The sequence below is a fragment of the Erythrobacter tepidarius genome (assembly GCF_002155695.1).
GTDB lineage: Bacteria > Pseudomonadota > Alphaproteobacteria > Sphingomonadales > Sphingomonadaceae > Erythrobacter > Erythrobacter tepidarius.
In genome coordinates, this window is sequence record NZ_MUYJ01000005.1 from 24,570 (window position 1) to 49,961 (window position 25,392).

24 protein-coding genes are annotated in these 25,392 nt (G+C 65.8%); 17 read left to right on the top strand and 7 right to left on the bottom strand.

Annotated features, from left to right (window positions below; genetic code table 11):
* Nucleotides 1-42: 42 nt before the first annotated feature.
* On the bottom strand, nucleotides 43-342 hold the full coding sequence (sciP, locus tag BZF61_RS05865; protein ID WP_086617715.1) for a CtrA inhibitor SciP: 300 nt from the start codon (nucleotides 340-342) through the stop codon (nucleotides 43-45).
* Complete coding sequence (locus BZF61_RS05870) at nucleotides 339-842, bottom strand: hypothetical protein (protein WP_143736939.1); 504 nt, start codon at nucleotides 840-842, stop codon at nucleotides 339-341. The genes sciP and BZF61_RS05870 overlap by 4 nt, the downstream gene beginning before the upstream one ends.
* A 100-nt stretch (nucleotides 843-942) precedes the next feature.
* Here BZF61_RS05870 and mnmA point away from each other — a divergent pair, with 100 nt between their 5' ends.
* The gene (mnmA, locus tag BZF61_RS05875) at nucleotides 943-2,112 is read left to right on the top strand and encodes a tRNA 2-thiouridine(34) synthase MnmA (protein WP_086617717.1); all 1,170 of its coding nucleotides are present in this window, start codon (nucleotides 943-945) and stop codon (nucleotides 2,110-2,112) included.
* Here the strand turns inward: mnmA and BZF61_RS05880 are convergent.
* Nucleotides 2,109-2,459, bottom strand: a complete 351-nt coding sequence (locus tag BZF61_RS05880; RefSeq protein WP_086617718.1) for a hypothetical protein — start codon at nucleotides 2,457-2,459, stop codon at nucleotides 2,109-2,111. The genes mnmA and BZF61_RS05880 overlap by 4 nt on opposite strands.
* 35 nt (nucleotides 2,460-2,494) lie before the next feature.
* Between BZF61_RS05880 and BZF61_RS05885 the strand changes: the two genes are divergently transcribed.
* On the top strand, nucleotides 2,495-3,634 hold the full coding sequence (locus tag BZF61_RS05885) for a serine hydrolase domain-containing protein (RefSeq protein ID WP_086617719.1): 1,140 nt from the start codon (nucleotides 2,495-2,497) through the stop codon (nucleotides 3,632-3,634).
* Nucleotides 3,635-3,638: 4 nt separating this feature from the next.
* Here the strand turns inward: BZF61_RS05885 and BZF61_RS05890 are convergent, their stop codons facing one another.
* Together BZF61_RS05890 and pdxH are read right to left on the bottom strand one after the other, a co-directional pair.
* Complete coding sequence (locus BZF61_RS05890; protein WP_169711947.1) at nucleotides 3,639-4,454, bottom strand: PhzF family phenazine biosynthesis protein; 816 nt, start codon at nucleotides 4,452-4,454, stop codon at nucleotides 3,639-3,641.
* Nucleotides 4,454-5,116 (bottom strand): pyridoxamine 5'-phosphate oxidase, encoded by a 663-nt coding sequence (gene pdxH, locus BZF61_RS05895; RefSeq protein ID WP_086617720.1) that lies wholly within the window; start codon nucleotides 5,114-5,116, stop codon nucleotides 4,454-4,456. The genes BZF61_RS05890 and pdxH overlap by 1 nt, the downstream gene beginning before the upstream one ends.
* Nucleotides 5,117-5,369: 253 nt before the next feature.
* Here pdxH and BZF61_RS05900 point away from each other — a divergent pair, with 253 nt between their 5' ends.
* From BZF61_RS05900 to fabI, 3 genes are read left to right on the top strand one after another with little or no spacing between them, the layout of a single operon-like run.
* On the top strand, nucleotides 5,370-6,356 hold the full coding sequence (locus tag BZF61_RS05900; RefSeq protein WP_086617721.1) for a DnaJ C-terminal domain-containing protein: 987 nt from the start codon (nucleotides 5,370-5,372) through the stop codon (nucleotides 6,354-6,356).
* Nucleotides 6,357-6,379: 23 nt separating this feature from the next.
* On the top strand, nucleotides 6,380-7,252 hold the full coding sequence (locus tag BZF61_RS05905; protein ID WP_086617722.1) for a YihY/virulence factor BrkB family protein: 873 nt from the start codon (nucleotides 6,380-6,382) through the stop codon (nucleotides 7,250-7,252).
* 1 nt (nucleotide 7,253) lies between these two features.
* Nucleotides 7,254-8,060: an enoyl-ACP reductase FabI gene (gene fabI, locus BZF61_RS05910; RefSeq protein ID WP_086617723.1), complete on the top strand. Its 807-nt coding sequence runs from the start codon at nucleotides 7,254-7,256 to the stop codon at nucleotides 8,058-8,060.
* On the opposite strand, the gene BZF61_RS05915 is transcribed toward fabI, so the two are convergent.
* Nucleotides 8,057-9,070: a CDP-alcohol phosphatidyltransferase family protein gene (locus tag BZF61_RS05915; RefSeq protein WP_086617724.1), complete on the bottom strand. Its 1,014-nt coding sequence runs from the start codon at nucleotides 9,068-9,070 to the stop codon at nucleotides 8,057-8,059. The genes fabI and BZF61_RS05915 overlap by 4 nt on opposite strands.
* 101 nt (nucleotides 9,071-9,171) lie before the next feature.
* Between BZF61_RS05915 and BZF61_RS05920 the strand changes: the two genes are divergently transcribed.
* Entirely contained in the window at nucleotides 9,172-10,050 is an 879-nt protein-coding gene (locus BZF61_RS05920; protein WP_245804524.1) for a CDP-alcohol phosphatidyltransferase family protein, read from the top strand.
* On the opposite strand, the gene BZF61_RS05925 is transcribed toward BZF61_RS05920, so the two are convergent.
* Nucleotides 10,020-11,174, bottom strand: coding sequence for a glycosyltransferase family 4 protein (locus tag BZF61_RS05925; protein ID WP_086617725.1), 1,155 nt, complete (start codon nucleotides 11,172-11,174; stop codon nucleotides 10,020-10,022). The two genes, BZF61_RS05920 and BZF61_RS05925, sit on opposite strands and share 31 nt — an antisense overlap.
* Nucleotides 11,175-11,477: 303 nt before the next feature.
* On the opposite strand from BZF61_RS05925, the gene BZF61_RS05930 reads away from it, so the two are divergent.
* From BZF61_RS05930 to BZF61_RS05980, 11 genes are all read left to right on the top strand, one after another.
* Nucleotides 11,478-12,578: an inositol-3-phosphate synthase gene (locus tag BZF61_RS05930; protein ID WP_086617726.1), complete on the top strand. Its 1,101-nt coding sequence runs from the start codon at nucleotides 11,478-11,480 to the stop codon at nucleotides 12,576-12,578.
* Between the two features lie 62 nt (nucleotides 12,579-12,640).
* Nucleotides 12,641-13,402, top strand: coding sequence for a phosphocholine cytidylyltransferase family protein (locus BZF61_RS05935; RefSeq protein WP_086617727.1), 762 nt, complete (start codon nucleotides 12,641-12,643; stop codon nucleotides 13,400-13,402).
* Nucleotides 13,399-14,649, top strand: coding sequence for a glycosyltransferase family 4 protein (locus BZF61_RS05940; RefSeq protein ID WP_086617728.1), 1,251 nt, complete (start codon nucleotides 13,399-13,401; stop codon nucleotides 14,647-14,649). Before BZF61_RS05935 ends, BZF61_RS05940 begins: the two co-directional genes overlap by 4 nt.
* A complete protein-coding gene (locus BZF61_RS05945; RefSeq protein WP_245804525.1) occupies nucleotides 14,646-15,818 on the top strand; it encodes a KpsE/RkpR family capsule polysaccharide export protein in 1,173 nt (390 codons plus the stop codon). Before BZF61_RS05940 ends, BZF61_RS05945 begins: the two co-directional genes overlap by 4 nt.
* Nucleotides 15,819-15,820: 2 nt before the next feature.
* The gene (locus BZF61_RS05950) at nucleotides 15,821-16,618 is read left to right on the top strand and encodes an ABC transporter permease (RefSeq protein ID WP_086617729.1); all 798 of its coding nucleotides are present in this window, start codon (nucleotides 15,821-15,823) and stop codon (nucleotides 16,616-16,618) included.
* Complete coding sequence (locus BZF61_RS16085; protein ID WP_086617730.1) at nucleotides 16,615-18,033, top strand: ATP-binding cassette domain-containing protein; 1,419 nt, start codon at nucleotides 16,615-16,617, stop codon at nucleotides 18,031-18,033. Before BZF61_RS05950 ends, BZF61_RS16085 begins: the two co-directional genes overlap by 4 nt.
* A complete protein-coding gene (locus BZF61_RS05960; RefSeq protein ID WP_086617731.1) occupies nucleotides 18,030-18,962 on the top strand; it encodes an FkbM family methyltransferase in 933 nt (310 codons plus the stop codon). Before BZF61_RS16085 ends, BZF61_RS05960 begins: the two co-directional genes overlap by 4 nt.
* Nucleotides 18,952-21,888: a glycosyltransferase family protein gene (locus BZF61_RS05965; protein WP_143736941.1), complete on the top strand. Its 2,937-nt coding sequence runs from the start codon at nucleotides 18,952-18,954 to the stop codon at nucleotides 21,886-21,888. The genes BZF61_RS05960 and BZF61_RS05965 overlap by 11 nt, the downstream gene beginning before the upstream one ends.
* 247 nt (nucleotides 21,889-22,135) lie before the next feature.
* On the top strand, nucleotides 22,136-22,741 hold the full coding sequence (locus BZF61_RS05970; RefSeq protein WP_158094068.1) for a class I SAM-dependent methyltransferase: 606 nt from the start codon (nucleotides 22,136-22,138) through the stop codon (nucleotides 22,739-22,741).
* 59 nt (nucleotides 22,742-22,800) lie between these two features.
* Entirely contained in the window at nucleotides 22,801-24,174 is a 1,374-nt protein-coding gene (locus tag BZF61_RS05975; RefSeq protein ID WP_086617736.1) for a glycosyltransferase family 4 protein, read from the top strand.
* On the top strand, nucleotides 24,171-25,352 hold the full coding sequence (locus tag BZF61_RS05980) for a polysaccharide biosynthesis/export family protein (RefSeq protein WP_086617737.1): 1,182 nt from the start codon (nucleotides 24,171-24,173) through the stop codon (nucleotides 25,350-25,352). Before BZF61_RS05975 ends, BZF61_RS05980 begins: the two co-directional genes overlap by 4 nt.
* The last annotated feature ends 40 nt before the right edge of the window (nucleotides 25,353-25,392 follow it).

Sequence of the window (25,392 nt, forward strand, 5' to 3'; positions counted from 1 at the left end):
CCAATCACGAGGCCTGGCATGCCGCCGGCGCGGCCGCAGGGATCAGTATTTCAGCTGCCGCTGGTAGAGATCGCGATAGTGCTGGATCTTGGTGACGCGCAGCCCGTGCATCCCCGAACGATCGACCGCACGCTGCCACGAGGCGAACTCCTCGAGCGTCAGGCCATAGCGCGTCAGCGCCTCGTCGAGCGTGAGCAGGCCACCATTGACCGCCGCCACAACCTCGGCCTTGCGCCGCACGACCCAGCGCTTGGTATCGGGCGCAGGCAGGTCGGCAAGCGTCAGCGGCTCGCCGAGGGGACCGATAACCTGCGCGGGGCGGATGTCCTGATTCTCAATCATTGCTCTACTCTTGCAACGCCTCCGGGCGCATCCACAGCGCGCTCGGCATCACCCCCCGATACCGCGTCGTGCCGGACCGCCACGCATGCGCATTCTGTGCCGCCCAAGGCTTTAGAGCCGTCTAAAGCATCATGGTTAACGGCAAGTTCGTTGTCTTCGATCATGGCAAAGTAACTTGCCGCGGCATCGCCGAAACTTGCCGCGACGGCTTCGATCCGGCCCTGGGATTCGCTGCGCAACAGCAGCCGCAGGTCGCGCGCGGCGTTGAGCCGGGCAGTGATCTCGCTCCATTCGACAGCCCGCAGCGCATCGCCCCCACGCCGCGCGGACCGGGATTCGAAACGCCCCGAGGCCACCCCGATACCGCCATGATCCAGACGCGAACCATCCTCGGCCCGCCGCATCGGCAGCGCCCGGAGGGAAGCGGTAAGGGAATCGCCTTTCTCGAACATGACGACCGTCTTTAGAGCCAGTGCGTCAAAATCGGGTAAAACCGCCATTTACCCCAGCTTAGGAATAGTCCGGAGGCAGCGTGAACCTTGGCAAGCGCCGCAGGGGTGGCGAAACCGGGCCGGCAGCGCTATAGGGCGCAGCGTTCCCATGGATACGCCGACGCTCTTGAAGGCCGGTCCGCTTGCCGGGCCCGACGCTGCCGCGCTGTTCGATCTGCCCCGCCCCGCGGGCGACTGCCGGATTGTCGTCGCCATGAGCGGCGGGGTCGATTCGTCGGTGGTGGCCGCGCTCGCCCGCGCCAGCGGCGCGGAGGTGATCGGCATCACGCTCCAGCTCTATGATTACGGTGCCGCGACCGGCCGCAAGGGCGCGTGCTGCGCGGGCGACGACATCCGCGACGCGCGCGCCGTGGCCGACCGGCTCGGCATCGCCCATTACGTGTTCGATCATGAAAGCGCCTTTCGCGAGAAGGTGGTCGAACAGTTCGCCGACGAATATCTCGCCGGGCGCACGCCCGTGCCCTGCATCCGCTGCAACATGGGGCCGAAGTTCACCGACCTGTTGCGCATGGCGCGTGAACTCGGCGCGGATTGCCTTGCCACCGGGCATTATGTCCGGCGGGTGATGACGCCGGACGGCCCGCAGCTGCACCGCGCCTGCGATCCCACGCGCGATCAGTCCTACTTCCTTTACGGCACCACCGAAGCCCAGCTCGATTTCCTGCGCTTTCCGCTGGGCGGGATGGCCAAGCCGCAGGTGCGGCAGCTCGCCACGGCGGCAGGCCTGAGGAACGCGGCCAAGCCGGATTCGCAGGACATCTGCTTCGTGCCCGATGGCAACTACGCCAAGATCGTCACCAGGGTGCGGCCCGAAGGCGCGGCGCCGGGGCGGATCGTCCATGCCGCGACCGGCGCGGTGCTGGGCGCGCACCGGGGGATCGTCCATTTCACCGTGGGCCAGAGGAAGGGCCTCGAAATCGGCGGCCAGCCCGAGCCGCTCTATGTCGTCGGTCTCGATGCCGCGACGCGCGAGGTGCGTGTCGGCCCGAAGCGGATGCTGGCGGTGAACGCCGCGCGGCTGACCGAGACCAACCGCATCGGTCCGCTTCCCGACGCGCCGCTGACGGCCAAGGTACGCTCGCTCGCCAAGCCCGTGCCGGTCAAGCTCGAAGGCCCGCTGGGGGACGGCGCGCCAACCACGATACGCTTTCTCGCCCCCGAATTCGGGGTCGCGCCCGGGCAGGCGGCGGTGATTTATGCCGGAGAGCGGGTGGTCGGCGGCGGCTGGATCGACGCGACCGAGAAGGTGGAAGCCTAGTCCTCGTAGGGCTCCAGCACACAGCCAAAGCCCTTGCGGTAGGTCGCGGTTGCTTCGGCCACCAGGGGGAAGCGGGCGGTGACGCTTTTTGCTGCGGGATCGTCAACCAGCGTGACCGCCTCCATCCCCGGCAGCTTGTCCTTGGCGCAGTCTTCGAGGCTGCGCCCGGCGACGAAGCGGCACGAACAGCCCACCCGCGCCGAATAGGCCGCAGCGATGCTGCCATAGCCGGCAATCGGCTCGCGAAAAGCCCAGGCCGTTCCGCCCGCAACCAGCGCGATGATCGCCATTAGCCACAGCCCGTAGCGCGGACGGCGGGAGGAAGCGGACGTGGACGATTTCGCCATTGCCAAGCCTTCGTGCTTCGGAGAAGGAGGGCGCGATGACCCTCCGCGATACTGTCCTTAACCGCGCCCTGCCCCTCACGCCAGCCCTGCTGATGCTCACCAGTTGCGGCGGCGCGCCTGCTGCCGATGCCCCGCTCTCGGATGCGGCCAAGGCCGCCGTCACCGCCGATGCGGGCGCGCCGAAGGATCAGCTCGCACGCCAGATTGACGAACTTTTCACCGCACCCGGCGTGGGTGAGACGCGCGCGGTGGTGCTGATGGTGAATGGCAAAATCGCCGCCGAACGCTACGCCCCCGGTTACGACAAGGACACGCGCTTCGTCAGCTGGTCGATGGCGAAAACCGTCACTGCGGTGCTGATCGGGATGCTGGTGGCGGATGGATTGCTGGCGCTCGACGCGCCTGCGCCGGTGCCGCTGTGGCAGCGCCCCGGCGATCCGCGCAGCGCGATCACCCTGCGCCACCTCCTCCAGATGCGCAGCGGCTTGCGCCACACCGAAAGCGGCGAGCCGCCCTACGAATCCTCCGAGGTGCGGATGCTCTTCCTCGACGGGCGCGATGACATGGCGCGCTGGGCCGAGGAACAGCCGCTCGAGGCCGCGCCGGGCCAGAAGTTCGAGTATTCCTCGAACACCAGCGTAATCCTCTCCGACATCGCCGCGCGCGCGCTGACCACCAGCGACCAGCCCGAAGCCCGGCGCAAGGCGGTGGCGGATTACCTCCAGATGCGCCTGTTCGGCCCGCTCGGCATGACGAGCATGGTGCCCGAGTTCGATGCGCGCGGCACGCTGATCGGGGGCAGCCTGATGCACGCCACCGCGCGCGACTGGGCCAAGCTGGGCGAGATGCTCCGCCGCAAGGGCCGCGCCCCGGGCGGCGAGCAGCTGGTGCCGCAGCGCTGGGTCGAGGCGATGGTCACCCCCAGCCCGGTGCGCGCCAATTACGGCTTCCACACCTGGCTCAACCGCGCGCTGCCCGAGGGCGAGGAACAGCCCCTGTTCCCTGACCGTGCGCCCAAGAGCCTGTTCAGCCTGATCGGCCACATGGGCCAATATGTCCTCGTCTCGCCCGAGCAGGGCGTGACACTGGTGCGTCTCGGCCATTCGGGGCGCGAGGAACGACAGGCGATGCTGCAACAGGCCGCCGACGTGCTCGAGCTTTATCCTGTGAGGTAGGGCTTCACAGGAAGAAGCTGCCCTCCACCACCGTCACGCACGGCCCGCCAAGCCACGCCTTGTCGCCATCCAGCCGCAAGCTCAGATCGCCGCCGCGCGGGCTTGCCTGATGCGCGGTCAGGCGGTCTCGCCCAAGCCTCGCCGCCCAGAAGGGCGTCAGCACCGCATGGGCCGAGCCGGTGACGCTGTCCTCGTCCACTCCGCCTCCTGGCACGAAAACGCGGCTGACGATGTCGGTGCACGCGCCGGGAGCGGTGACGATGAACTGGTCCTTGCCCAGCTTCTCCAGCCCGCGGATATCGGGCGCAAGCGCCCTGACGGCGGCCTCATCCGGAAACAGGTAGATGTTGTAGCCGAGCTCCGAGCGGAACACCTCGAGCGGTTCGGCCCCCAGCAGCCGGATCGCCGCGGCCTGATGGGCGGTGCGGTCGGGCGCGGTGGCTATCGCGGGGAGCGCGAGTTCATAGCCTTCCCCCGCCCTCACCACTTCGAGAATGCCCGCCTTGCGGGTGCGGAAGGTGATCCGCTCGCCGCCATCACGCGCAAGCAGGATGTGCCCGCTCGCCAGGGTTGCATGGCCGCACAATGCGATTTCACAGGTCGGCGTGCACCAGCGCAGCTCCCAGTCGGCCTCTCCGGTGGCATCGCGCACCAGGAAGGCGGTTTCGGCGAACAGGTTTTCTCCGCCGATCTTCACCAGCACGTCGTCCGGCAGCCACGCGTCGAGCACCATCACCGCCGCCTGATTGCCGCCGAAGGGCCGCGAAGCGAAGGCATCGACGTGCCAATAGGGAATCTTCTGGCTGATCTTGTCCTCCATCACGGGTAGAGCAGCGTATCGGACCACGGCGCCTCGGCGCTCGGCCGGGTAAATTCGCGGCGGTCGTGCAGGCGGTTTTCGCGGTCGATCCAGAACTCGATCCGGCGCGGGCTGAGCGTGAAACCGGTCCAGTGCGGCGGGCGCGGGACCCTGCCCTCGGCCTGGTGTGCGGCCCAGATCTCCCGCACGCGCTCGAGATAGATCTGGCGCATGGGCAGCGGCCGCGACTGGTCGCTGGCCGCGCTGCCGACCTGGCTCTTGTAGGGACGCGAGTGGAAATAGGCGTCGGCGCGCTCGGGCGAGACCTCGGTCAGCGGCCCTTCGATGCGGATCTGGCGGCGCAGGCTCTTCCAGTGGAACAAGAGCGCGGCCTGCCTGTTGGCGCGGATGTGCTCACCCTTGCGGCTTTGGGCATTGGTGAAGAAGGTGAAGCCGCCGCCCGCGATCTCGTCCTTGCCATGGCCCTTGAGCAGCACCATCCGCACCGCCGGCGCGCCATCGGCCGTCGCCGTGGCCAGCGCCATCGCGTTGGGATCGTTCGGCTCGGCGCCCTGCGCGGCGGCGAACCATTCGTCGAACAGCGCGAAGGGATCCGCGCCCGCCGGGATCACGCTATCGGCCAGCTGAGCATCGTCGAGCGGGGTGACAGGGGATTCGTTCATGTTCGCGGCCCTTTGGCTGAAGTTGGAGACAGATGAGACACTGTCCAGAAGGGCAAAACCCCTGCTTGGCAGCAGGCCATCCGGCGCGCCCCATCTAGGGATGCGCCGGGCGCGCTGCAATGGTGATGGGCGCGCAGGCGGCGGTAGGACAGGGCGGGATCGGCCGGTGAAGTCTGGGGCGCGGCCAAGCGGGATGGTTGGGGATGCCGGCTCCCCGCTTGCGCATGACGACTGTCTCACCTAGCTAACACGCATGCGCGACCCCTATAGCACGCTTGGCGTTCCCCGCACCGCTTCCGAAGCGGAGATCAAGAGCGCCTATCGCAAGCTCGCCAAGCAGCTGCATCCCGATCGCAACAAGGACAATCCCCAGGCCGCAGAGAAGTTCGCCGAGGCGACCCGCGCCTATGATCTGCTGAGCGACAAGGCGAAACGCGCGCAGTTCGATCGCGGCGAGATCGATGCCGATGGCAATCCCGCCAATCCCTTCGCGGGGATGGGCGGGCGCGGCGGGTTCCGGCCCGGCAGCACCTACGGTGCCGGACCGGGCGGGTTCCGCGACAGCGATTTCGGCGGCTTCGGCGGTGAAGAGATCGATCTCGGCGATCTGTTCGAGGGCCTGTTCGGCGGCCGCGCCAAGGCGCAGCAGCCGCCCCCGCGGCGACCTTTCGGCAAGCAGTCTGCGCCACCCCCGCCCAGGCGCGGCGCGGATATCCAATACCGCCTCGCTGTGCCCTTCGTCGAAGCCGCTGCCGGGCGCGACCAGCGGATCACCTTGGCCGATGGCAAGGCGATCAACCTCAAGCTGCCCGCGGGGGTCGAGGACGGCACGATGATGCGCCTCAAGGGCAAGGGCCACCCCGGCCCCGATGGCCGCGGCGACGGGATCGTGATGGTGGAAATCGGTTCCCATCCCTTCTTCCGGCGCGAGGGTGACAATATCCGCATGGACCTGCCGATCACGCTCGACGAAGCGGTGCGCGGGGCCAAGGTCAAATGCCCGACGGTCGATGGCCCGGTGATGCTGACGATCAAGCCCGGCACCAGCAGCGGCACCGTGCTGCGACTCGCCGGCAAGGGCTGGACCAAAAAGGCCGGCAAGCTGATCGACGGCAAGCCCGAGCGCGGCGACCAGCTGGTGACGCTCGAAATCCAGCTGCCCGCGGATCTGGCCGCGCTCGAACAGCGGCTCGAGGGCTGGGTCGATACCGCCCGGCCGCGGGAAAAGTTCGGCCTGTAGCGGCCCGCCGCGGCGCCAGAGCGATGGTCGCGCTCCTCGCCAGCAGGCCGATGCAGGTGATCCGCCGCGTGACGGTGAGCACCTTCAACGACGGTTTCATCCACGCCGGCAACCTTGCCTATCTTTCGATGTTGGCGATCTTTCCCTTCTTCATCCTCGGCGCGGCGTTGTTCGATCTGATCGGCGGGCGCGAGAATGCCGAAGCGATGATCGAAACCGTCACCGAGGCGCTTCCGGTCTCGGTCGCCAGCGTCATCGCGCCGGTGGCCGAGGATGTGATCTATGCCCGTTCGGGTTGGCTCTTGTGGATCGGCGCGGGGGTTGGCCTGTGGACCGTCTCCAGCCTGATCGAGACCATCCGCGACATCCTGCGCCGCGCCTATCGCGCGCCGCCTGCAAGGGCGTTCTGGATGACGCGGCTGTTTTCCGCGGGCCTGATCCTCGCCGCGGTGGTGGTGCTGATGCTGTCGCTGTTCGCGCAGGTGGTGATCGGTGCGGCGCAGGAGGTGATCCTTGCTGCCTTTCCGCAGCTGGCGGAATTGCTCGCGGCGCTCACCAGCGCGCGGATCGTGCCGGCGCTGGGGCTGGCGCTGTCGCTGTGGGTGCTGTTCGCCACGCTCACCCCGGCCGAACACCGCGAGCGCCGCGCCCCGCGCTGGCCGGGCGCGCTGTTCACGACGCTGTGGTGGATCGCGGTGTCGATCGCCCTGCCGGTGGTGCTGCGCGCCTTCTTCACCTATGACCTGACCTACGGCTCGCTCGCCGGAAGCATGGTGACGCTGCTGTTTTTCTGGCTCGTCGGGCTTGGTCTGGTTATCGGCGCGGAACTGAATGCGGCGCTGGCGCTCGAAGGGCGCAGCGCGGCCGCGCATGAGGCAAGCGAGGAGAAGGCATGAGATGAACGGTTTGATGGCGGGTAAGCGCGGGCTGATCATGGGGCTCGCCAACGACAAGTCGTTGGCCTGGGGGATTGCCAGGAAGCTGGCCGAAGCGGGGGCGCAGCTGGCCTTTTCCTATCAGGGCGAGGCGCTCGCCAAGCGCGTGATCCCGCTCGCCGCCGAACTGGGCAGCGACGTCACCTTCGAATGCGACGTGTCGGACATGGCCTCGCTCGATGCCGCCTTCGCGACCCTCAAAAGCCGCTGGGAGACGATCGACTTCTTGGTCCACGCGATCGGCTTTTCCGACAAGAACGAGCTGCGCGGCCGTTTCGTCGATACCAGCCTCGACAATTTCCTGCTGACCATGAACGTTTCGGTCTATTCGCTGGTCGCCGTCACCCGGCGCGCGGTGGCGATGATGCCGGAAAGCGGGGGCAGCATCCTCACCCTAAGCTATTACGGGGCGGAAAAGGTGGTGCCGCACTACAACGTGATGGGCGTGGCCAAGGCGGCGTTGGAAACCAGCGTGCGCTATCTCGCCAATGATCTCGGGCCGCAGGGCATCCGCGTCAACGCGATCAGCGCCGGGCCGATCAAGACGCTGGCGGCCAGCGGGATCGGCGATTTCCGCTACATCCTCAAGTGGAACGAGCTGAATTCGCCGCTGCGCCGCAACGTGACGATCGAGGATGTCGGCGGGGCGGGGCTTTATTTCCTGTCCGACCTGTCGTCGGGCGTGACCGGCGAGGTGCATCATGTCGATGCCGGCTATCACGTGATCGGCATGAAGCAGGAAGACGCGCCCGATATCGCGCTCACCTAGCGGAGCGTGCGGATCACCTCGGCAAGCCAGACGAGGCTCGCGGCGAGAAACACGCCGAGAGCGATATCGAGCACCCCGGCAAGCGCCGCGAGCATGAAGGCGAAGCAGTAGAAATCGCGCGCGGCGATGGCGTCGATAAGGCTGCGGCGCTGCGCCTGCTGGCCCTGCCGCACGCGCTTGGCCGTGTCGAAATGAAGCACCCCCTCGCGTTGCCATGCCGCGCGGCCGAGCAGGGCCAGGCCCAGCGCCTGCACCGCACAGGCCCCGGCAGCAAACAGGGCGGCGGCCTGCCCGCCCTGCAGCGCGAAGCTTATCCCCGCCCCGGCGAGGAAGGCGAGATTGGTGAGCGCATCGACGAGGCTGTCAAGCGAGGCGCCGGCCTTCGAGCTGCGCAAAGTGGCGCGGGCGATCTCGCCATCAACCCCGTCGATCACCGAGGCGAGCTGGAACAGCGCCGCCCCTGCGGCAAGGCCTGCGGGCGTGGGGAAGGCGAGGAGACAGGCCAGCATTGCCAGCGCCGTCAGCGCGGTCAGCATGGTGGCATGGCCCGGCCGCACCCAGCCAAGCTGCAGCAAAAGCCCCGAAACCGCCCGCGACAAGGGCCGGTTGATCGCCCGCGCGACAATCCCGTCGCCCGGCTTGGCCGTGCCCCGCAGGATCGCGCGCCCCGCGGCATCGAGCGCGGCGGCGGGATCGGCAGACGCGGCGGGAACCGGCGCGGCCCCGGCAAGGATTGCGGCCAGCGCCGCGGCATCGGGCAGGGTCTCGCCGGGCACGACGAGGCCCTCGGCGCCGGTGCGAAGCTCGACCGCGATCCCGGGGGCAAGGCGCGCGATCTCGGCCATGGTGCGCGGGGCGAGGGCGCTGCCCCCGGGCAGCACCAGCACCAGCGGAGCATCGGCCGCGACCGACCGGACCGCCCGCGCCAGCCGCGCCGCCGCGGGCAGGCCGGCAACCAACCGGTCGGCATGGGCGGCCGAAGCGAAGCGAAATGCAAGGGGGCTTGTCATGCTTCCTCGTGACGGTGCGCAATTGCAGCGCAAAACGGCCGCCTATATGCAAGGACACGCCAAGCGAGGGCAACTGCGCCCCCGCTCTCAACCGGTGATGCGTGAACCAGCCCGCTTCCTCTTCCGACCTGCCCGAGCGCCCGCCCCGCCCAGCGGAGCTGGAGGACTGGCTCAACGCGCGGCTCTATCACCCGCTGTCGTGGCGGCTGGCACGGGCGCTCGCGCCCACCCGCATCACGCCCGACATGGTCTCGGCGGCAGGCGCGGTGGCGATCATCCTGGCGGCGGCGGCCTATGCCGGGCTGGCCTGGCCATGGGGCGTGGCGGCGGGCCTCGTCCTGCACATGGGCTGGCACGTGCTCGACGGTGCCGACGGCGATCTCGCGCGGCTGACCGGGCGCAGCTCCCCGCATGGCGAGCTCGTCGATGGCATCTGTGACTATCTCGGCCATATCGTGCTCTACCTGACGATGGGGTTCATCGCCTCGGCGCAGATCGGCGGCTGGGGCTGGGCGCTGATGTGGGCCGCGGGCGCAAGCCGCGTGGTGCAGGCCGCCCATTACGAAGGCGTGCGGCGGCAATACCAGCTGGCGGTCTATGGCACACCATGGATGGCCAGCACCGAGAGCGGCAAGACCGGGCAGCGGCATCCCTTCGTCGCCTATTACCTCTGGCTCACGGGCTGGATCGTCCCCTATGGCGCCGCTTTGCTCGAGGCCGTGCGCGATCCGCTCCGCCGTGAGCCGTTGCGGGCCGCGATGCGCGCGCAGGCGGGCGAATGGCTCGCGCCGATCAGCCCGCTCAGCGCCAATTACCGCACGCTGGCGGTTGGGGCGGCGATGCTGGCGGGTCGGCCGCAATGCTACTTCCTGTTCGAGGTGCTGGTGCTGGGCGGCGTGCTGCTCGCCTCGCTGATGCGGGTGCGCCGCCTGTTTGGTGCGGCGCTCGCTCACGCGGCGCCGGCCAGCACCCGGCGGTAGAGCGCGAGATTGGCCGCGGCAAAGGCGCGCCAGTCGAGCTCGGCCGCACGCGCGAGGCCACGCCGGCGCAGTTCCGCGGCAAGCGCAGGCGCATCGGCCACCTTCCTGAGCGCCGCTGCCAGCGCCCCCGGATCGTGCGGATTGGCCAGCAGCGCCGCGCCCGCAGTCACCTCGGGCATGGCCGAACAATCGCTGGTCACCACCGGGCAACCGCAGGCCATGGCCTCGGCCAGCGGATTGCCGAAGCCCTCGATGAAGGAGGGATGCAGCAGCATCGCCGCGCCGCAATAGAGCTGGACCAGCGCCGACCGATCGAGAGCCGGGAGAAAGTGGACGCGCCCGCCGATGCCCAGCCGATCGGCCAGCCGTTCGAGCGCCGGGCGGGTGCGCTCCCGCCGCCGCACCACAACCAGATCGATGCCCGGCTCGGCGCCGAAGGCGAGCGCGAAGGCCCGCAAGGCGCCCTCGTGGTTCTTGTAGGGTGCGCCTTGGCCCACCACGAGGACAAAGCGCTTCCCCCGCGGCACGCCGATGCGGGCGAGCGCGGCCTCATCGCGCGGCAAGGGACGGAAGTCCTCGGCCACGCCAGAAAGCGTGACCACCACCCGCCCGGCGACCTCGGGCGCGACGGCGCAGATCGCTGCGCGACTCGCCTCGCTCACCGTGGCAACCAGCGCCGAGCGGGCGAGCGCGCGGCGAATCCCGTGGCCGTAGAAGCGCCGCTCGACATGGCCCCAGAGCGAAGAATTGCACCATTTTGGATGCGTCAGCCACATCACGTCGTGCACGGTGGTGATGGCCGGCATGGTCAGCCCGCCAGGCAGGAGGTTTGCGGGGGCATGGAACAGGTCGATGCCGCGCAGGTCCACCGCCAGCGGCAGGTGCAGCAGCGTGAGTGGCCCGTTGGCAGGACTGCCCACCACCCGCTCGTGCACATTCGCCGCCCCGCTCAGCGGCCTGTCATGCAAAGCATTGCGCAGAAAAATGAATTCGCAGTCCGGCGCGAGTTCCGGCAGATGCCTCGCCAATGCTGCGACACATTCGCCAATGCCGCTGGGACGCGGCCCGACATAGCGGCAATCCACCGCGATCCGCGGCGCGGATGGAACGCGTACGCCTTTCATTTGCAAGCAAAATCCGTTCGGTTTCCGTTCATCCGGAAAATCCCGCGTTCCGCCGCATCCGATGGCCGCCGTTCAACGCCTCTGCAACCCCTTGCCACGCATACGCACTAATACGGAAACGCACCGGCCAACTCGCGGTAATCCGCCGATTTTGCGAGGCATGGTGACAGTCCATCTCCGGTTCCGGTGGAGAAAGTGGCACGGGAATCGCGCGGCTCCAAAGGGTTCCGGCGCCAATTTCGTTCGAGTTGACAGGCGTTTGGTTTGCAGGGATGCACCTTGCGCAGCAGTGAGGAAATAGGAATGAGCCACGCACGCGTTGCTATTGTCGGCGTTGGTAATTGCGCAAGTTCGCTGGTGCAAGGCACGGCCTATTACCGGCGCACGGGCGAGACAGCGGGGCTGATCCACCCTGCCATCGGCCCCTACCGCGTCGGCGATGTCGAATTCGTGCTCGGCATCGATATCGATCGGCGCAAGGTGGGCCTGCCGCTGACCGAAGCGATCTTCGCCGCACCCAACAACACCCAGGTGTTCGAACGCGATCTGCCGCCCACGCCGGCAAAGGTGATCATGGGGCGCATTCTCGACGGGGTGGCCCCGCACATGATCGAAGCGGGCGAGCGCGGGTTCCAGCCGGCCGATCTGCCCGAGCCGGACAAGGCCGAAATCGTCGCCGCGCTGAGGCACGAGCGGGTCGACGTGCTGGTCAATTTCCTGCCCGTCGGATCGCAGGCTGCGAGCGCGTTCTACATGGAATGCGCGCTTGAGGCCGGGGTTGGGGTGGTCAACGCGATACCGGTTTTCATCGCCAGCGATCCCGTCTGGGAAGCGCGTTTCCGCCAGCGCGGGTTGCCGATCGTGGGCGACGACATCAAGGCGCAGGTGGGCGCGACGATCATTCACCGGATGCTCTCCAGCCTGTTCTGCGCCCGCGGCGTCGCGGTGGAGCGGACCTACCAGCTCAACACCGGCGGCAATACCGACTTCATGAACATGCTCGATCGCGACCGGCTGACGCACAAGAAGCTGTCCAAGACCGAGGCCGTGCAGGCCGCGCTGGCCGAGCGTCTGGAGGATGAGAACATCCGCATCGGCCCGTCCGATTACGTGCCCTGGCAAAAGGACAACAAGATCGCCTTCGTGCGGCTCGAAGGCAGGCAGTGGGGCGGGGTGCCGATGAACCTCGAACTGCGCCTCTCGGTCGAGGACAGCCCCAATGCCGCCGCCTGCGTGATGGATGCGATCCGCTGCTGCAAGCTCGCCCGTGATCGCGGCGAAGGCGGCGCGCTGACCGCCGAAAGCGCCTATTTCTGCAAGCACCCGCCCCAGCAAATGGCCGAGGATTGCGCGCTGGCGCTGATCGAAGGGCGCGCCCTGCCGCAGCTGGACGCAGCCGAATAGGGAGGCCCGCACACCCGTACGCCGCCATGCCTCTCCGCCCCATGCTTCAGGTCTCCTCCCCCATGAACGCGCTCATCCTTGCCGCCGGTTATGGCAGCCGCCTCGCGGCAGCAGCCAACGCGCCCAAGCCGCTGGTGACAGTCGCGGGGCGCAGCCTGCTGGAATGGTCGGTGCATCAGGCGGGCGCAGCGGGGATCACCCGCGCGGTGGTGGTAACCGGCCATCGGGCCGAGGAGATCGAGGCGCGCCTGCCCGGCATCGCCTACCGCACCGGCGTCACTCTCGAGGCCTGCCGCTTGGCGGACTGGTCGCGGCCCAACGGCTACTCGGTGCTGGCAGGCGCAGAGCGGATTTCAGGGAATTACCTGCTGATGATGGCCGATCACCTGTTCGCCGCCGGGCTGCTCGTCCGGATGGTCGGACAGATGGATCGTGCCCGCGGGGCGGCGCTGGCGATCGACCGCGACATCACCAGGCCGGCAATCGATCCCGATGATGCCACTTGGGTGCGCTGCCGCGCCAATGGCCGGATCGCCCGGATCGGCAAACACCTCGCCCGTTACGACGCGGTCGATTGCGGCGCCTTCATCGCCACGCCCGATCTTGCCGCAGCGATTGCCGAAGCGATTTCCGAAGGCGCGGCGGGCAGCCTGTCTGACGGGATGCAGCGGCTTGCCGAGCGCGACGCGGCCGATACCGTCGATGTCACCGGCCTTTGGTGGATCGATGTCGATGATCCGCGCATGCATGCCTTGGCCCAACGGGAGGCTCCGGCCTTTCTTCCTGTCCTCGGCCGCATGGTTGCCGAAAGGGCCGTGGCATGACAGGCGCGCAGCCGCTGCTGCTGGACTGCACCCGCCTGGTGGCGCATCGATGGTCGGGCCGCATGCCGACCGGGATCGATCGGGTGAGCGAGGCCTATCTCGCCCATTTCGGCGCGCGCGCGCAGGCGGTGGTGCAGGTGCTTGGCCGTGCATGGGTGCTGAACCGGGCTCAGTCCGAAGCCCTGTTCGCCATGCTTGAAGGGCCGCGCGGCGCCTTCCGCCGCCGTTTTGCCGGACTTGCGGCGATGCTGGGCACAAGCAGACGCGGGCTGGCGCAAGCAGCTGGCGCGCTTTATCTGAACGTCTCGCACACCGATTTCGACCTCGACAGTCACCGCACCTGGGTGGCGCGCGCGCGCGTGCGCCCAGTCTACCTGCTGCACGATCTGATCCCGATTGAGCATCCCCAGTTCACCACCCCGCACAAGACGCGTCGCCATACCGGGCGGGTCCGCAGGGCGCTTGAGGCGGCAAGCGGGATCATCGCCAATTCGTACAGCACCGCGCAGGCGCTGGCCGCCTTCGCCCGCCGCGAGGGCGTTTCTCCGCCGCCGATCCTCGGCGCACCGCTGGGCATGCCCGATCTGCCGGTGCCCGCGCGCGCCGTGCCGCACCGCCACCCCACGTTCGTCTGCCTTGGAACGATCGAACACCGCAAGAACCACCTGCTCCTGCTCGACGTGTGGCAGCGGCTGATCGCACAACTGGGCGAGGCAGCGCCACGGCTGGTGCTGATCGGTCGCTGGGGGATCGGCTCGGAGCCTGTAAGGCAGCGCTATCTCGCCGATCCGCAGCTGCAGCGCTTTGTGACCATCGACAGCGAGTGTCCCGATGAAGGGATCGTGCGTCACCTGCGCAGCGCCAACGCGCTGCTGGCGCCCTCGCGCGCGGAAGGCTTCGGCCTGCCGGTGGTCGAGGCGCTGGCGCTCGGCGTGCCGGTGATCGCGAGCGACCTGCCCGCCTTCCGCGAGGTCGGCGGCAAGATCCCGACTTTCCTCGATCCCACCGCGCCCGAAGCATGGCTGGCCCGCATCCGCGAATTCGCCGCCAACGGCCCCGAACGCCAGCGCCAGCTCGCCGCGCTGCGGTCCTATCGGGCCCCGGACTGGCGCGATCACTTTGCGATGGTGGAAGCCTGGCTGGCGGAACTGCCGGCAGCACCGGCGCGCAGCGCATTGCCCGGCGACGCTATCGGCCACAGCGCCGCCGCAGCTCTGCCGCCCGTTTTTGCAGGAGCGGCGCAATGACCCGAATGGATCCCATCGCCGAACAGCTGCGTCTGGACGGGCCGGAAGGCCCCGATACAAGCCCGCCGCGCAGACTGCTCGCCCGGCTGAGGGCCATCAACCCGCTGTTCGCCGGGCTCGTCATCCTGCCGACCCTGCTCGCGAGCCTCTATTTCGGCTTCTTCGCCAGCGACGTCTATGTCTCGGAAAGCCGCTTCATCGTGCGCAGTCCGGAAAAGCCCAATCTCTCTCCGCTCGGGATGGTGCTGGGCGGCAGCGGGCTGGTCGGGGCAAGCGAGGAAAGCGAGGCGGTGACCGAATTCCTCGGCTCGCGTCAGGCGCTCCAGACCATCAACCAGGATGACTATGTCACCCGCGCCTGGGGCAATGCGTCGATTTTCCTCGTCGACCGCTTCGGCGGGCTCGGTTCGGATACGGCCGAGGATCTGTTCGAATATTATCTCGACAAGGTCGCGGCAGAGGATTCGGCCACCACGATGGTGACGGTGCTCACCGTCAAGTCCTTCGACGCCCAGAGCGCGCAGACGATCAATCGGCGGCTGCTCGAGGCTTCCGAAGTGCTGGTCAACGAGCTGTCCGACCGGGCGCGGCGCGATGCAATCGCCTTTGCCGAAGCCGAGCTCGGCCGGGCGCGGCAAGAGGCGCAATCGGCGGCCCTGGCGCTCGCCGCCTTTCGCGACCGCGAGGGCGTGATCGACCCCGAGCTGCAGGCGAGCGCCGGGCTGCAGATGATCGGCAAGCTGCAGGACCAGCTGATCGCCGCGCAGACCCAGCTGCTGCAAATGCAGACCTACACCCCGCAGGCCTCGCAGATCCCCTATCTGCGCACCCAGATCCGCAATCTCGAACGCGAGATCGCCGCGCAGACGGCACAGCTCGCTGGCGGACGCGGTTCGCTGTCGGCGGCCTCGGCGCGCTATCAGGAACTGGTGCTGGCCTCGGAATATGCCGAGAAGCGGCTCGCCATCGCGCTATCGGCCTTTCAGGACGCGCAGGCTGAAGCCCGCCGCAAGCAGGCCTATGTCGAGCGCATTTCCAACCCGAGCCTGCCCGACGATCCGGCCTACCCGCGCCGCATCCGCAGCATCCTCGCGACCTTCGTGCTCGGGCTGCTTGCGTGGGGCGTCGCCTCGATGCTGCTGGTCGGTATCCGCGAGCACAAGGAGTGAGCATGGCCAGCGCCGCGCAACCCTCGCTCATTGCCAACCTCAAGGTGCAGCGCCGGGTGCTGGCCGCGCTGCTCGTGCGCGAGCTGCTGACCCGCTACGGGCGGCACAATATCGGCTTCCTGTGGCTGTTCGTCGAACCGATGATGTTCACGCTCGGCGTGACAGCGCTGTGGACCGCGACCAAATCGACGCACGGCAGCAGCCTGCCGATCGTCGCCTTTGCGCTCACGGGCTATTCCAGCGTGCTGCTGTGGCGCAACATGCCCGGTCGCTGCATCGGCGCGCTCGAGGCCAATCTCTCGCTGATGTACCACCGCAATATCCGCGCGCTGGATATCTATATCGCTCGCATCATGATCGAGTTCTCGGGGGCGACGATCTCGTTCTTCACGCTTTCGCTGGTGTTCATCCTGAGCGGCTGGCTCGAACCGCCGGAGGATTTCCTCACCATCGCGGGCGGCTGGATGATGATCGCTTGGTTCGGCGCGGTGCTGGCGATCACCCTGGGCGCGCTCAGCCACGAATACGAGCTGGTCGACAAGTTTTGGCACCCGATGTCCTACCTGCTGTTCCCGCTGTCTGGCGCAGCCTTTCTGGTGTCGGCCCTGCCGCCCTTCGCGCGCGAGTTCGTGCTCTATATCCCGGTGGTGCACGGGGTTGAGATGATCCGCGAGGGCTTCTTCGGCTCCAAGGTCGAGGCAATCTACGATCCCGGTTACGTGCTGACCTGCTCGCTGGTGCTGTCGGTAACGGCGCTGATTCTGGTGCGCTGGGTCGAGAGGCGGCTGACCCCGCAATGATTACCGTCGATCGCATCTCCAAGGATTACCGCACCCGCACCGGACCTCGGCGCGTGCTGGACGATGTCAGCTTCACGCTGGACAAAGGCGAGCGGCTGGGCGTGCTGGGCCGCAACGGGGCGGGAAAATCAACCCTGATCCGGCTGGTGAGCGGCGCGGAGCGGCCGACAGCGGGCCGGATCACCCGCGGCATGTCGGTCTCCTGGCCGCTGGCCTTCGGCGGCGCGTTCCAGGCGCAGCTGACCGGGGTGGACAATGTCCGCTTCATCAGCCGCCTCTATGCCCAGGATCCGGAAGCCAACCTCGCCTTCATCGAGGAATTCGCCGAGCTCGGACAATATCTGCGCGAACCGGTGATGACCTATTCGTCGGGGATGCGGGCGCGGCTGGCCTTCGCGATCTCGATGATCATCGAGTTCGACTGCTTCCTGATCGACGAAATCGCCTCGGTCGGCGATGCGCGTTTCCACGAGCGCTGCAATTACGAGCTGTTCGACAAGCGCGGCGACCGGGCGATGATGATCATCTCGCACGATCCGGGCTATTTGCGGGATCATTGCAACCGCTTCGCCGTGCTCGATGCGGGGCGGCTGACCGCCTTCGACGATTTCGAGACCGCGCATGACCACTTCCTCACCCAGATGCGGGTGGGCGAGCCGGTTCGCGCCGTGGCCCAGCCATTTTCACGGCGGATGGCGGCAATCGATTCGCTGCGCCGCGTCGCCTACGAGGACGAACATTTCATGGCACTGGTGCGGCAGGCCGACGCCGCGCGCGACCGGCATGACTGGGTGGCTGCCGAAAAGGGCTATGCCGCCGCGCTGAGCCTACATCCCTACGAACGCAGCTACTGGGTCCAGCTGGGCCATGTGGCGCGCGAACAAGGGCGGCTTGTGCGGGCCGAGATTGCCTATCGCACCGCTTGTGCCTTCGGCGAACCGGCGCGCCTGCTGGCACCCTTCATTGCCGCGGTCGAGCAGCCCGGAGGGGCTGGCGCCTCAGTTCCGGCGGCGGTTCCCGATGGCGGCGAGACGCGGCGGCAGCCCCCAGGCTATCCCGATCTGGCAGTTCTTGCGGCGCTCGCGGGCCGGGGAGAGCGGCTGGCCGACGACGCCGCGCTCGCCCTGCTGCGCCAAACGAACGCAATGGAGGATGTGCTGGCGGGGATGCTGGATGGGCCGGATGCGCTTTCGCCCGGGCGCCCTCTGCCCGAAAGCATTGCCGTGGTTCCGGGCGATGCCCCGCTGCGCCGCCAATGGAGTGAGGATCTCGCACGGCTCGCAGGGGCGCGGCAGGAAGAATTCCATGCCGCGCTGGCCCGCGGGGACGAACCCTTTTGGGCGCTGCGCCAGGCAGGCGGGTTCGAAGGCTGGGCGCTGCCCGTTCCCGACCGGATGGAGGCCACCGGCGCATGAGCCGGCTTCGCGAGATCCTGCTCGGCCAGGGACGCCCGGCTGCCGAGGAGTATTTTGTCGCGCGCACCCGCAGCCAATATCTCGGCAAGGGCACGCTGCTGTGCCAGGTGCTGGGCGGGCTGAAGCTGTTCGTGATCGGCGACGACATCGGCTTCTCGCCGCACATGATCTTCGAAGGCTATTGGGAATTCTGGCTGACCCGCCATTTCGCCGAGACGATCCGGCCCGGTGACACGGTCATCGATATCGGCGCGAACCTCGGCTACTACACGGTGCTGGCGGCCGATCTGGTCGGGCCGGAGGGCCGTGTGGTGGCGATCGAACCCAACCCGGAGGTGTTCCGCCGCCTGTCCGCCAGCATCGCAGTCAATGGTTTCACCCCCCGCGTGAGCGCGCGCAACGTTGCGCTGGCCGGCCCGGGCGAAAGCGGCAAGCGCGCCTTCTTCGTACCTGCGGGCGAACCGAAGAACGGCCGTTTCGTGGGAGACCGGGAAGACCCCGCGAAGCTCGCCGCCCACGGGACTGTCAGCGAGGTGGCGCTCGGCCGGATCGATCCCGATGACTTCGAACGGGTCGATGTCATAAAGATCGACGTCGAGGGCGCCGAACTGGCGGTGCTTCACCATCTGCGTCCGGTGCTCGATCGCTTTCGGCCCAAGGTGGTGTGCGAGGTCAATTTCAAGCGTGGCTACTGGTGGCACGATGTCGTGGCCGCCTTCGGCACCGATGCGCTCGGCTTTCTTGATTTCGACAGCGTCGTGAAGCCGCTGACCCGCGAGATGGCGGAGACGCTGCAACTTGGCGAGGACTGGCTGGTGTGTGTTGATTTTGCAAAACTTAGGGGGTCGACAAGCATGCGGGCCGAGCGGGAAGGTGAGCCGCTCTGGAAGACCATGAGTGAACTGCGTGAGGAAAGTGATGCAGATTAACGTCAGGCAACTCTGGGGCTCGATCGCGGGCCTGGGCCGTGCACTGAGCGCTGGAACAACCAAGTCCGTTGCGCTAGGGGATGCGGCGCGGGACCAGCGAAAATGGCGTGAGGCGGCCGAACATTACGGTCGGGCACTCACCGAATCACCGAGGAACCAACCGATTTGGGTGCAATACGGCCACGCCTTGAAGGAGAGCGCCCAATTGGCAGCGGCAGAGGACGCCTACCGGCGAGCCATTGCATTGGAGCCCGAAGATGGCGACGCCCACTTGCAACTCGGCCATTGCCTCAAGGTCAAGGGAGATCTTTTCGGAGCTGTAGGCTGCTACGTCAATGCGCTGCAGTGCGAACCCGAAAACTCGTTCGCACGCAAGGAATTACAGAACTATGGCTGGACATCTGCCGAACTGGAGTCTGCCAAGACCGGCCGTAACCGATCTTCGGCTGCCGTACCGGCGCGTCGGTTCAAGCCTGTGGCCGCATCCTGTCCGAAAAACTATGCGACTATCTTCGGGGACGTGAATGCCCTCGTCTTGTCTGGCATTGTTGCAAGTGCGGAACAGCACTTCGAGCTATATGGCTACAAGCAAGGGCGTGATATCCTTGCCACTTTTGCCGACACCAAACCTACGGTAGCCTTCGTCTTGTGTCCCAGCTTCTTCAAGCGCTGCGGCATTGGCGAGCATTCGCGCTATCTGGCCAAGTCAATCGAAATGTCAGGCCTCAAGGTCTACCCTATCCGGACTTCGGCGGAGCTTAAGGGCTTTTCCGAGGATTACCTGCGTGATGCAGTGCTTATCGTCAATCACGGACCTGGTTTGTTCGACGGATATAATGCGGAACTGTCGGAAGGCGAGGCGACGATCGACCTGCTATCTAACTTGCGCCGCTATTTCGTTTCACACAACCTGCGCCCGATCTTGTTCATGCATTCTCTGCTGGACCGCGACAATACAGTGATGTTCCCGCGCCAACAGATGTTACTCGAGTTTCCGATTCCGGTAGTGACGACAATCGAGGCTGCAGCACGCATTTTCAATATCCCGCGGGTGGAGCACGGCATGCAGCCCATTGAGTTGCCAGCGCCTCCAGTTAAGGAACCGCGCGCCCGCGATTTTCCGACGATCGGTTTTTTCGGGTTCTTTCAGTGGGGAGGGAAAAACTTCGACGCGCTGTTCAATGTCGCGCAAAAACTCAAGGCGAAGTTGGTCGGGTCGGTCGCCACAGGATCAAGCGACCAGATCGAAATCTTGAAAAACCTTATCAGCGAAAAAGAAATCCGGTGCGACATCGGAACAGGCTGGGTTGACGACTCTGAACTCGCCTTGCGACTTAATGAAGCAGATTTTTTCTACCTGCCCCAACACGATTATGATCACTGGAACAATAGCGGCACAGCTCGTTTCGTGATGAATTTCGGGCGCCCGGTTATTGTGCCACCGCACAATCCGTTCCTTGACCTTCGGTCATTCGCCATCTTTTCGCATGATGATGACCTGCCCCAATTGATAGCCCATCTGCGCGGGTCAGAGTTCTATGAGCAAGCTTCCCAGCGTGTCGCCCGCTACGGGGAGGCTCATTCGATGCCAACTGAAATGGCCCGGTTGGCTTGCAGCCCACATGAGATTGCCATCGACAGCGGGACGGAGAACTTCTTTGACGTCAATCGGACCTGCGCTGAAGAATTGCTTCATCTCGACCTTGAAATTTTCCGTGCGCGGGTCGGCCACATCTCAAAGTTCGACATCAAGGGCCTCAAGAGTTCGGCAGGAACGGCTGAGCGGATGACAGAGATTGCTCATTTGCAGCGGCTCGATCCTCGAAGGTTTGCGACGGACAGACGGGTTGTGCTGCCCCTGCAATACTGGCGCGAACACTACGAGGTCTGCGATCTGCTGTTCGAAGATCAGCTCGACACCTTCTATGCCGCCAATCGCGCAATCCTTAAGCGCGAACCCGACTTGCATGACCTTGTGCGCTTTCACGGCGAGTACGAAGCGCTTTGCGAGCAGCCTGCCGACAATCATCTCGCGCGAAACTTGCGGATGTTCGGACGAATGCTGGCGGCCGGGCACAATCTTGAATTCGCCAACCAGGTGCAGTTGTATCACGAAGGCCGTGAACTGGTCGCTGCCGATCTGGAAGACCCGGCACTCGCAAAGGTATTGCTGGCACGCCAGACCCAGACGAGGCGTCTGCTTGTAACCAACGGCGCAACCGATCCGATCGAACCGGACTGCAGCTTTTACAACATTGTGCAGATGCTTCCTTGTCGAGGCGATGTGCTTGGCGAACTTCTCCAAAGCGCCGTGCTAAAGTCGGGGATTATGGAGACCGGCATAACGCCCGACTTCACGCGGGTTGTGGACACGTTGGATCCGCTGCAACGATTGACTGCTGTTAGCGACTGCCTCGCAACAATGGGCCTGAGGCTTACGGATGTCTTTGTGATCGACAAGCCGACCGTAAGGCCTGTCGACTTCAGCCGCAAACGATACAGCCTTGCTGAGTTTTGGCTTCTGGACGGTGACTATTTCCTATTCGAGGCGGTCATATGCCTGTTGAAGCGTAATCCGCTTGCAGCGGAGCTGTATCTGCTCGATGAAGTGTTTCGGGAACAAGGACGGGTTGGCGTTCTGGGTCACTTGTTGCGTCATCCCGCCTGTCAAGCAGAGATCGTTGACATATCGTCCAACGACGGAAGTCGATTGGATGCGGATGCGAAGGCTTGCGACAAGATCGGCAGGGAATTGCGTTCTGTCTATGCCGGGGGCTGGGACCAACGCAATGCCTACCTTGAGGCGGTCCGGAATAATGAACGCCTTTGGTTAAGCATCAAACATCAACGGGACCGAATCTATTCGCAAGCAGGCGAGCGCCTCGACGTGATAACAAACATGCTGAGAGCTGTTAGAGATCAATGAATTTGTGTCGCAACTTGTTATCTGGGATTACTGATTAAAAATAAAGCCTTCAACATATCCAATCAGTCAATCGAAAATGGAAATTTATCTATTTTGAAGGATTTTCTCAATGATCACATACGCCCCCCCTGTCCGTAGATATCTAATTGATCAAGATTCAGTCGAGGGGTGGTTATCGTACACTACATCTCACGTAATTGCATCTCTAATGAAGATACAGACTAATTTGGGCGTAATCGGGAGCGCAATGGAGATCGGCGTTCATCATGGTCGTCTCTTCATTCTCCTCGCTTTATGCGTGAACGAAGGAGAAGACGCACTTGGCGTTGATCTTTTTGATATGCAGGACCAAAACGTTGACCAGTCGGGTAAGGGCGATTTTGGGGCGCTCCAACGGAATCTTGAGCGCCATGCGGGCGGCGTTAACGTACGTTTCTTGAAGTCGAACTCTCTTAATTTAGGCGGCGAATTCTGCCGAGCCGAGATGGGAAAGCGATTTGTCTCGATAGATGGTGGACACACTCGCGCCATAACCGCCAATGACCTTTGGATCGCTCAGAGCGTTCTGTGTGATGGTGGCATTGTGGCGCTAGACGACATCTACCGCGTAGAATGGAGCGGCGTCACTGCTGGCTTAGCGCAGTACTTTGCCCGCGGAGGAGCTCTCGTACCTATTGCAATTGCGCCCAATAAGCTGTTTTTGACAACAAGCGTTCAGTGGGCTGATACTTACCGGAAAGAACTTCAAAAGAGTTTTATCGTAGGCTCGCCACAGGAATTCTTTGAATTTGACCGAGTTGATATAATTCCTATGAATTCTGAACACGAGCCAGGTAAATTTGGGAAAATCTAATGATAACTGCAGCGACACCTTGATGCTACACACTTTTTTACATTTTTTTAAGCGCATCAATGAGAATCCTCCTCGACGCCTATAACATCGCGCGCCCGCAAGGCACCGGGGTGGCGACCTATGCGCGCAACCTCGCGCGGGCGGCGGCGGGGATGGGGCATGGGGTCAACCTGCTGTTCGGCACCCGCGCGGGCCATTCGAAGTCGCAGCCGCTGCTCAACGAAATCGCGCTGGCCGAAGGGGATGAAGTGCTTGGGGGTGCCGCCGCGCGCGGTGCGTTCGCTCTCCCGCGCCAGGTGGCCAAAGCGGCAGGCGGCGTGCTCGCCACCCGGCGGGCGCGCGAAATACCGCTGTCAGGCGAGGTCATCCTACCGCCGGGCATGGGGCTGGAAGATGCGCGCTACTGGAACGCGCCGCAGCTCTACAGCCTCGCTCATGGTGCCTTCAGGGTGACCGGGCAGCTTACCAGGGTCGCGCTGCCGGGAGCGGATCTCGCCCACTGGACCTATCCCCTGCCGGTGAAGGCGCCGGGCGCGGCCAATGTCTACACCCTGCACGATCTGGTGCCGCTGCGCCTGCCCTACACCACCGCCGACAGGAAGAAGACCTACCTTGCCCTGTGCCAGCGCATCGCGCGCGAGGCGGATCATATCCTCACCGTTTCCGAACATTCCCGCGCCGATATCATCCGCATCCTCGGAGTGGAGGAAACCCGCGTCACCAATCTCTACCAGTCGACCGATATCGCCGCGCTGGTGAAGGGTGTGGCCCCGGCCCAGATCGCGCGCGAGGTCGAAGGGCTGCTGGGCGTGGAGATGCGTGGCTATTACCTGTTCTTCGGCGCGCTCGAACCCAAGAAGAACCTCGCCCGCCTGCTCGAAGCCCATCTGGCGAGCGGGTCGCGGAATCCGCTGGTCATCGTCGGCGCGCCAGGCTGGGGGAGCGAGCGCGACGTGAAACTGCTCGAACAGCTCGCCGCGCTCGACCGCGACAAGCGCATCAAATGGCTCGGCTACCTGCCGCGCCAGACGCTGGCAACGGTGATCGCGGGGGCGCGGGCGGTGGTGTTCCCCTCGCTTTACGAAGGCTTCGGCCTGCCTGTGCTGGAGGCGATGTCGCTCGGCACGCCGGTGATCACCAGCAACACCTCATCATTGCCCGAAGTCGCCGGCGAGGCGGCGCTGCTGGTCGATCCGTTGAAAGTGCGCGGCATCGCCCGGGCGATCAATGCGCTCGACGGGGATGATCGCGCCGTGGGGGAATTGTCGCGGCGCGGCCTCGCGCAGGCCGAACGGTTCAGCGCAAGCGCCTATCGCAAGCGGCTGGCGGCGTTCTATGCGACACTCGGCGTCGGGCCGGCGGTCGCGCCTGCCGAGCCAGAAGCTGCTCCTACCATCGCCGGGAACCCCCCGAGGAAAGCCAAAGCCGCATGATCCGTGCCCTGCCCCGCCTTGCCCTTGCTCTCCTGCTGGCCGGAGCCGCCGCGGGCTGCACCACATTGGGCGCGGCCGGGCCTTCGTCGGGGCAGGTGCGCAAGATCGACGGCCAAGGCTATGCCGGAGGCCAGATCGCGCTGATCGATCTGGAGCCGGAAACCTGGCAGCGCGTTTCCGCCTTCGAGGCATCGCGCAGCCTCGCCCGGCGGCTGGGGGAAAGCGGTGCAGGCGAGCTGCTGATCGGCCCGGGCGATGTGCTCGACATCGCCCTGTGGGAAGCCCCGCCCGCCGTGCTGTTCGGCGGCGGGGTGATCCCGGGGCTGGATGCCGGAGCGCAGAACCGCGCCGTGGTGCAGCAGGTGGTTGATGGCGAGGGCGCGGTGACCGTGCCCTTTGCCGGGCGCATCGAAGTTGGCGGACGCACCCCGGCCGAGGTCGAGCGCGCGATCGTCGCCCGGCTGACGGGCCGCGCCAATGACCCGCAGGCGAGCGTACGCCTTGTCCAGAACGATTCGCGCAATGTCACCGTCCTCGGCGAGGTGGCGCAGAGCCGCCGCGTGCCGCTCGGCCCGCGGGGGGAGCGCCTGCTCGATATCATCGCCAGCGCCGGCGGCACCCGCGCGCCGGTGCACGAGACGACGGTGCAGGTCAGCCGGGCAGGCACTTCGGCGGTGATGCCGCTCGATGCGATCATCGCCGATCCGGCGCAGAACATCCGAATGCAGCCCGAAGACGTGGTGACGGTGCTGCACCAGCCCTACAGCTTCATCGCCTTAGGCGCAGTTGCGCGGAGCGCCGAGATCCGCTTCGAGGGGCGCGGCATATCGCTGGCGCAGGCGCTGGCGCGGATGGGCGGCCTGCGCGACGACAAGGCCAGCATTCGCGGGGTGTTCATCTTCCGGCTGGAAGACCCCGCGGCGCTGACGCCAGAAACGCAGGGCACCACGCGCGCGACCGAGGATGGGCGGGTGCCGGTGGTCTACCGGCTCGACCTGTCGGACGCGCGCGGGTTCTTCGTGGCGCAGGATTTCATGATCCGCGATCAGGACGTGGTCTATGTCGCCACCGCGCCGGGGGCGGAACTGCGCGAATTCCTAGCCACGGTGACGAGCCTTGCCTTCTCTGCCATTGCCATCGGCAATGTCGTGACGTCTAACAACAACAACGGCAATTGAGGCGGCTGTGCAAGCTCCCTCGCGGGCAGGTTTGGGTTCA

What these genes read in the sequence shown, in the direction of transcription:
- sciP (WP_086617715.1), bottom strand. Translation starts at nt 342, where the DNA reads ATGATTGAGAATCAGGACATCCGCCCCGCGCAGGTTATCGGTCCCCTC.
- BZF61_RS05870 (WP_143736939.1), bottom strand. Translation starts at nt 842, where the DNA reads ATGGCGGTTTTACCCGATTTTGACGCACTGGCTCTAAAGACGGTCGTC.
- mnmA (WP_086617717.1), top strand. Translation starts at nt 943, where the DNA reads ATGGATACGCCGACGCTCTTGAAGGCCGGTCCGCTTGCCGGGCCCGAC.
- BZF61_RS05880 (WP_086617718.1), bottom strand. Translation starts at nt 2,459, where the DNA reads ATGGCGAAATCGTCCACGTCCGCTTCCTCCCGCCGTCCGCGCTACGGG.
- BZF61_RS05885 (WP_086617719.1), top strand. Translation starts at nt 2,495, where the DNA reads ATGACCCTCCGCGATACTGTCCTTAACCGCGCCCTGCCCCTCACGCCA.
- BZF61_RS05890 (WP_169711947.1), bottom strand. Translation starts at nt 4,454, where the DNA reads ATGGAGGACAAGATCAGCCAGAAGATTCCCTATTGGCACGTCGATGCC.
- pdxH (WP_086617720.1), bottom strand. Translation starts at nt 5,116, where the DNA reads ATGAACGAATCCCCTGTCACCCCGCTCGACGATGCTCAGCTGGCCGAT.
- BZF61_RS05900 (WP_086617721.1), top strand. Translation starts at nt 5,370, where the DNA reads ATGCGCGACCCCTATAGCACGCTTGGCGTTCCCCGCACCGCTTCCGAA.
- BZF61_RS05905 (WP_086617722.1), top strand. Translation starts at nt 6,380, where the DNA reads ATGGTCGCGCTCCTCGCCAGCAGGCCGATGCAGGTGATCCGCCGCGTG.
- fabI (WP_086617723.1), top strand. Translation starts at nt 7,254, where the DNA reads ATGAACGGTTTGATGGCGGGTAAGCGCGGGCTGATCATGGGGCTCGCC.
- BZF61_RS05915 (WP_086617724.1), bottom strand. Translation starts at nt 9,070, where the DNA reads ATGACAAGCCCCCTTGCATTTCGCTTCGCTTCGGCCGCCCATGCCGAC.
- BZF61_RS05925 (WP_086617725.1), bottom strand. Translation starts at nt 11,174, where the DNA reads ATGAAAGGCGTACGCGTTCCATCCGCGCCGCGGATCGCGGTGGATTGC.
- BZF61_RS05930 (WP_086617726.1), top strand. Translation starts at nt 11,478, where the DNA reads ATGAGCCACGCACGCGTTGCTATTGTCGGCGTTGGTAATTGCGCAAGT.
- BZF61_RS05935 (WP_086617727.1), top strand. Translation starts at nt 12,641, where the DNA reads ATGAACGCGCTCATCCTTGCCGCCGGTTATGGCAGCCGCCTCGCGGCA.
- BZF61_RS05940 (WP_086617728.1), top strand. Translation starts at nt 13,399, where the DNA reads ATGACAGGCGCGCAGCCGCTGCTGCTGGACTGCACCCGCCTGGTGGCG.
- BZF61_RS05945 (WP_245804525.1), top strand. Translation starts at nt 14,646, where the DNA reads ATGACCCGAATGGATCCCATCGCCGAACAGCTGCGTCTGGACGGGCCG.
- BZF61_RS05950 (WP_086617729.1), top strand. Translation starts at nt 15,821, where the DNA reads ATGGCCAGCGCCGCGCAACCCTCGCTCATTGCCAACCTCAAGGTGCAG.
- BZF61_RS16085 (WP_086617730.1), top strand. Translation starts at nt 16,615, where the DNA reads ATGATTACCGTCGATCGCATCTCCAAGGATTACCGCACCCGCACCGGA.
- BZF61_RS05960 (WP_086617731.1), top strand. Translation starts at nt 18,030, where the DNA reads ATGAGCCGGCTTCGCGAGATCCTGCTCGGCCAGGGACGCCCGGCTGCC.
- BZF61_RS05965 (WP_143736941.1), top strand. Translation starts at nt 18,952, where the DNA reads ATGCAGATTAACGTCAGGCAACTCTGGGGCTCGATCGCGGGCCTGGGC.
- BZF61_RS05970 (WP_158094068.1), top strand. Translation starts at nt 22,136, where the DNA reads ATGGAGATCGGCGTTCATCATGGTCGTCTCTTCATTCTCCTCGCTTTA.
- BZF61_RS05975 (WP_086617736.1), top strand. Translation starts at nt 22,801, where the DNA reads ATGAGAATCCTCCTCGACGCCTATAACATCGCGCGCCCGCAAGGCACC.
- BZF61_RS05980 (WP_086617737.1), top strand. Translation starts at nt 24,171, where the DNA reads ATGATCCGTGCCCTGCCCCGCCTTGCCCTTGCTCTCCTGCTGGCCGGA.